The sequence below is a fragment of the Roseofilum sp. genome, assembly GCF_982964205.1.
Genome location: NZ_CEZBFX010000208.1, coordinates 1 through 3512, shown reverse-complemented (window position 1 = coordinate 3512; position 3512 = coordinate 1). Strand labels below are relative to the sequence as shown.

1 protein-coding gene is annotated in these 3512 nt (G+C 43.7%); it reads right to left on the bottom strand.

What is annotated here, in order from left to right; translation table 11 throughout:
* Positions 1-484: 484 nt before the first annotated feature.
* Positions 485-3512: sensor histidine kinase (locus tag AC3A14_RS24315; protein WP_487779226.1), on the bottom strand; the 3028-nt coding region annotated here is incomplete at its 5' end.

Genomic DNA, 3512 nt, shown 5'->3' with positions numbered 1-3512 from the left:
TCCCCGATACACTAGGGTTCGCTCTCCTTCGTATAGGGTTTCGCTAATGTGATAATCAGGAAGTTGTGGGATCATTACTCTAAGGTTTTTAGTACTGTGCGATGGTAGCTATTATATTTCTCAAGAGGTAATAAGGTCGATAAAAGGTGGCTATATCGATCTTTATACACCATATTTTACTGAAAAGATCAATTGAATGAGACTCAAATGGGTGGGAGTAATCGTATAGATCCTATATTAGCCTCGCTAGGGACAATTTTTACCCAGCCTAGACCCATTCTTAATAATAAATCCCTTATTATTAATTGTTAATTGATACTTAGATTTAAGCCTGTTGTCACCTCTTGAGCAAGTCTGGTTAAATATCGTTGCGGTCGCAGGGAAGCTATCCCCAAGATTACCGAGAGGGTAGAAATTCCTGAACTCTGCTGTCGCGACTTTAGTAATAACATACTATAATTGATTTTCGGATTCGATATTACCATTACTCAAGGGGAATTTCAATCACGAATTCGCTTCCTTTTCCAGCTTCAGAGAAACAATACAACTGTCCCCCATGTTGCTCAGTGATAATCTGGTAACTGGTGGACAGACCCAAACCGGTTCCCTGACCGACGGGTTTGGTGGTGAAGAACGGGTCAAATATATGCTGGCGAATGCTGTCACTAATTCCTGGTCCGTTATCGGCAATGCGAATTTTGATCTTGTGTAAATCTACGATTTCCGTGCTGATCCGAATCCTCCCTCTGGTCGTATGTTCCTGAGAATCTAAGGCTTTATTCAATGCTTCCAAGGCATCAATTGCATTAGTGATAATATTGAGAAACACTTGATTGAGTTGACTGGCATAACAGTTGATTTTCGGCAGCTTTGCGTAGTCTTTTATCACTTCAATTGTGGTACGATTGTCCCGATCTCTGAAGCGATGCTGCAAAATCATCAGGGTATTATCCAATCCTTCATGAATGTCTACTTGTTTTATTTTCGACTCATTTAAACGGGAGAAATTACGCAACCCTAGAATAATATGGCTAATTCGATCGCTCCCTAACTGCATAGAAGAGAGTATTTCTTCCATATCTCCCTTCAAAAAATCTAAATCACTTGCTTCGAGCTTTTCTTGAAGGGTTTTACTGGGATGGGAGAGTTCTTGTTGGTATAGCTCGACCAGCTCTAACAATGTGTAAAAATGATCGCGTGAGTAAACAATATTGCCTGAGATAAAGCTGATGGGATTGTTAATTTCATGGGCAATTCCTGCCACCATTTGCCCCAAGCTAGACATTTTTTCGCTCTGGATTAACTGAAGTTGAGTCCTTTGTAATTGCTCTAGAGTGGTTTGCAAGTGCCGGTTTTTGTAGTGGAGTGCCTGAGTTCGGTTCTCCACCTGGGCTTCCAGGGTATGGCTATATTCTTCTAAGCGATGATAGAGTCGGGCCTTTTCGATGGAAATCGCGGCTTGAGCGCTCAGGAGTTCGAGCAGTTCCAGGCGATCGCTCGTAAAAGCTCCCGTGGCTAGATGATTTTCCAGATAGAGAATGCCAATGAGTTTGCATTGGTTCAGAATAGGGATGCACAAGAAACTTTTGGGTTGTCCTTGCAGTAGATAGGGGTCTCTGGCAAATTGGAGATTGTCAGAAAAGTCATTAACTATAATCGGTTGTTGGTTGCGTTTGACCTGATTAATAACCGTTGTTGGTCGGGCGAGAGCATCTGATGGCTGGGTCGAACAAACATTGGAGTTTTCTCCTAACGAGCATCGGGCTTCTTCCTGCCAACCTTCTGGCTGCTGCAAGAGTAAAATACCGCGATCGGCTCCAGCATTTTTCAGCGCTGCCTGCATCAAAGCTGAAACCAGTTTGTCCAAATGAATTTCCCTCGATAGGGACTGAGAAGCTTTCATCGCTGTTTCCCAATCGAGCCTCAAGCAGAGCCTGTTACTCGAACCTACCGTTTGCGTTACAGTAGTACCAGAAAGCCGGTTTCTTTGAGAGTCTGGCTTTCTTGCTGGTTGCAGAATCGGAGAGAGGAGTTGGGGATATTTTTCTTTGAGTTGGTTAGTTTTCGCTTTTGCACCCCATCGGGCATAGCAGTAATAGGCATCAGTCATGTGAAGTGTGGCAAACTTTTCTTTGCCCCAGTCGAGGTAGAATTGAGCGACCAGTTCGTTGGCGAGAGCTTCTTCTTGGATGTAACCATTTTCTTGGGCACCGGCGATCGCCAGATCGTAGAATTCGATCGCTTCAGCCCGTCTTCCGGCAACTCGCGCCCGTTCAGCTTCAACGAGCAAATATTTATGCAGAAAGTTTTCTGGACAGCTATCCGCAAAACGTTTAAGTTGGGCTTGATGGCTTTCGATCTGCAATCTTTCCTCTTCGGACAAAATCCCATCACGCCTCAACCAGTTCAAAGAACTGTACAAATAATATTCCAAGGCGATCGTGCAAGATTCGCAACCCATGAAAAATTGACTCGCTTGAGCCGTCAAATCACAACCGCTCTCGAAATCCCCATACAAGCAAGTTGCATGTATCTGAAGAATGGTGTAAATTCCCAAGGGAGGATAAGATGGGATGGCGAGATAGCGATCTAGCCAAGCTTGTTCTGCGTCACTGCTTCTGTCGATGCAGCCAGAGAGTGTTTCGATAAAGAATCGACAAGCCTCAATGATGCTAAGGGCAAGATCGTTTTGCATTTTATCCACGATCGCCCAAAATTTTTCTAAATCGGCAGCCAATTGCACCAAATTTTCCCCACCAAAGAGACGATTATAAATATTGGCAAAGAGGTTATAGCCCGCATATTGCAATTCTCCCGACTCTATCCCAGCTAAGAATCCTTCGTAATTGAGTTCGGCTGCCCCTTGAATGGGTTTAGCTTTTACATGAACGCAACCGCCTAATATGAAGCAGGCAGTCGATCGCTCGGATTTGTTATCAAGCTTATAACTGAGTTGCAGAGCCAGCTCGCAAAATTGTATGGCTTTTTGATATTCGTTTTGGAACAAGGCCAGCCATTCACCATAGCTGCCATAGGCCATAATCGACTTGGGGCTATTGCCGTATTCGATTGACAAGCGCACGCTTCTGACTATACAAAAACCATAGAGATCGCGATTGGAGTTAATGTAAGCAGCCGATAATACTTTCATCAGCAATTCGATTTGGACTTGAACTTCTGGATTTGTAGCGGCAGGTAAATCGAGCAAAGTATCGATTGAACGATGTTGAAGCTGGGCTTCAACAGCGATCGTATCTTCTCGAAGCAATTGTTTAATATTATTCGAGTTGATTGCCGTTCCCAATCTTTGCAATGCCGTTAAAGTTACCTCAATTGCTTCTGTATAAGAACCCTGCAATGAATATTGATTGACTTTGAGAACGTAAACTCGAGCATTGTCTAAAGCAGAATGGGCGTGTTCGAGTAAGGTGGCGATGGTTTTCTCGAAAGAATCGATATCAACACTCATAAGTTGGACTTCAGCCAGACCAAAATAGAGTGCAAAGGTTCGC